This is a genomic window from Microcystis sp. M53602_WE12, from assembly GCF_030065455.1.
GTDB classification, from domain to species: domain Bacteria; phylum Cyanobacteriota; class Cyanobacteriia; order Cyanobacteriales; family Microcystaceae; genus Microcystis; species Microcystis aeruginosa.
In genome coordinates, this window is record NZ_JASJFB010000677.1 from 1 (window position 1) to 2,818 (window position 2,818).

Genomic DNA, 2,818 nt, shown 5'->3' on the forward strand with positions numbered 1-2,818 from the left:
ACGGTAAATGTAAAGGAATTTTACAAACTCCTTGGCATTTACCGAGATTTAGTTCTATACTAGGTAAAGCAACGCGGGATAGAGCAGTCTGGTAGCTCGTCGGGCTCATAACCCGAAGGTCAGTGGTTCAAATCCGCTTCCCGCCATTAACCTGAAATAGTCCTAATACTGAAAGCCTAGCTTTTAATTCTGGGCTGATTTTTACTGCTGCTATGGCTGGAAATTTGGGTAGAAACCTTTAGCGTAAGAGATTAAAAGAATGCTAGAGGAATTTTGGGGTTAGAAGGATATTATCTCGGCATTTTGTCTGCTAATTCAGCATAAAGAGTAACCAAGAGCCTTATTTCGGCGATTTTTTCGGCCACTGTTGACGGTGATAACTGCTATACTGCCCATGAACATTGACCAGATAGGGAACTAGATAAGTCAGTAATGCCGCCAGCCAGCGATCGCCTGTCATACGGCCGATAATTACAGCATAACCGTGGTTAATTGTCAATAAAATTGTCCCCACTACTACAGCCACTCTTATCCCGGTGGGGGCAAATTGGGGGGATAATAAAGGTCGAAAATAGCCGATACTCCCTTTCATCGCCTATAAATCGCACTCTATCAGGCGAGTAAAACAAAAAGTCACCATTTTTAACCCGTAGGGAGACTTCCACCAGAGAGCGGGAAAACAGCCTTCCGGAGCTGCGAGACTAAAATCCCAGTGATCATAATCATCGATACGCCACTCATCTTTGTCGCGCCATCCTACCAATTCCCCAAATTTTCTAATCGTTTCCGCGTCTTGGGTACGCAGGGTGTTAATACTACCGCCGGCGGCAAAATATAACTTCACCTGATTGCTAAAACCGAAATGATCGCCGCTATAATTTTTCCAAAGGCGATCAAGTACCCGAATCACATTAACGGGAAACCGCATCATATCCTCTGGGGTTAAAGTATCGCGGGTTCTGCCGGCAGCTTCGAGGATAACTCGCAGAGTTTCTGCGTCTGCTTCCCTAAAGTTCCCCTCAGCTAGGAATTGCTGTAATTTACCATAGCGCTCGATGTCTGGTACTAACATCTGCCGCGCTTCGATGAGGGCAACCCGTTCGGTTAAAGATTGCAATTGAGCTAAAATATCCTGAAGTTGGGCGTTAATATCTGACATAAATGTAAAGGGGGTTTGTTGACTGCAAAAATTACCGATTTATCGGCAGAATAATTATTTATTTACCGCTTCTAATCGCGACTTAACAAAGCGATTCATCCATGCTTCTAGATAGATGCGATTGGCTTTTTGTTCTTTTAAATCTGTGGTAGTTAAAGGATAAGGTGCTAATCCTTGAATGGCTGCCGTTGTCACACAAAACATCGACTTTTGAAAAGTTTCGCAGATCTGGACTAATAAATCTTCCTCTTGACGAAAACTCTTTTTATAAATGTCGTGCAGATAATCTGGTAAAAAGTGACGCATATCCTGCATTAATAGTGTGGGAGGAATCCCTGCACCTCCGATGGGTAAAGGATCTGCATACAAAGCACCATAGGCAAACATTCCTTGATCGTAGGGAATTTGATAGGCTTGGGCATTATAGGAAATTGTACCGGGGAAAGGTGTTCCGCGAAAGAAAACCGCCTCAACGTAGGGGATTGCCGTATCTGCAAGAAAGGTTAATCCTGCCGATTTGGGGATCAGATCATAGGTTTGTCCTTTGATTTTTACCTGATAGACAATTGCTTGACTAGCATTATCGACTAAATTTTTCTTAATGTGTGCCACCACTTCGGGAATATTAGTAATTTTTCCGACATCGTAGAGATCGGATAAACTTAAAAAAGTATCGGCCATAATTCGCCAAAATTGACCTAAACCGCTATAGTAGGCCATCATCCGCATTTGTTCTGGCAAAAATTCAGGAAAGGCTTTATTTAAAATTAAAACTAGGGGATTATTCCTAAATTTGGACTGAATAACCTTGGCTGTCACTTCCCGAAAAGCGGCACTATCTACATAACTATCTAAACCACCCCCACCATGCCAAAACATGGCTTTCATGCAGTATTCAGCATACTCAAAATTAATGCGATTATGCCACCAGTGTTGTAGTAATTTCTGCCAAGATACTTGACCATTAAAATATTTAAAGAAGGGGAAAAAAACCAAAAACTGATTTTCCGCAATATAAATTAAATTTTTGGAATAAGCATCTAACACCACTCCGTAACTTTTCAGGATACCCACTACCTCGATCAAATTCTGGGGAGTATCTTTTAACAATGCTTCCCCAGCCGTGAGACGATCAATATAGGATGCTAGGGGATGAGAGGAGGACTTGACAGGGATAGTGACCATGCTAGAAGCTTGATAAAATAACTTTCCTGATCTATTTTAACGCATAAAAGCACAACCAATTAGCGGCGGTGGCACGGCGAGTCATGCGGGGATTGAATTCGCCAATTTTATAACCGGTAAACCCCAATTTATCTTTTAATAATTGTTTATTTTCTGGCAAGATCGATCGAGTTAATTTTACTGTTGGGGGACGATTGGCAATAAAATCCGGGGGTTGAGGATATTCACAGCGCCAATCTTCCTCTACTTGACTATTATCCCATTTTCCCTGACTTTCATCGTAGCGATAGCCTAAACTTTGCCAGACCAATTTATTAACGGTTTCGTCGTCAATTTCATCGTTAATAATCGCCCAAATTGTCTCTATATTTAATTCTGGTAGTTCCATAGATTAAGTGAATAGCAGATGGGGTGTGGGGAAGTGGGGTGTAGGGTGTGGGGTGTGGGGTGTGGGGTGTGGGGTGTGGGGTGTGG

The 2,818-nt window shown here is 42.4% G+C and carries 4 protein-coding genes and 1 tRNA gene; 1 reads left to right on the forward strand and 4 read right to left on the reverse strand.

Annotation, left to right across the window (positions count from 1 at the left end):
• Positions 1-72: 72 nt before the first annotated feature.
• Positions 73-146 (forward strand) — tRNA-Met (locus PX482_RS21075).
• Positions 147-340: 194 nt separating this feature from the next.
• Here the strand turns inward: PX482_RS21075 and nrtS are convergent.
• From nrtS to PX482_RS21095, 4 genes are read right to left on the reverse strand one after another with little or no spacing between them, the layout of a single operon-like run.
• Positions 341-592, reverse strand: coding sequence for a nitrate/nitrite transporter NrtS (gene nrtS, locus PX482_RS21080; RefSeq protein ID WP_288122980.1), 252 nt, complete (start codon positions 590-592; stop codon positions 341-343).
• Positions 593-595: 3 nt separating this feature from the next.
• Positions 596-1,159: a GUN4 domain-containing protein gene (locus tag PX482_RS21085; protein ID WP_288122982.1), complete on the reverse strand. Its 564-nt coding sequence runs from the start codon at positions 1,157-1,159 to the stop codon at positions 596-598.
• Between the two features lie 54 nt (positions 1,160-1,213).
• A complete protein-coding gene (locus PX482_RS21090; RefSeq protein WP_288122983.1) occupies positions 1,214-2,344 on the reverse strand; it encodes a CO2 hydration protein in 1,131 nt (376 codons plus the stop codon).
• A gap of 31 nt (positions 2,345-2,375) precedes the next feature.
• On the reverse strand, positions 2,376-2,732 hold the full coding sequence (locus tag PX482_RS21095; RefSeq protein WP_002757463.1) for a DUF1823 family protein: 357 nt from the start codon (positions 2,730-2,732) through the stop codon (positions 2,376-2,378).
• Positions 2,733-2,818: the final 86 nt, after the last annotated feature.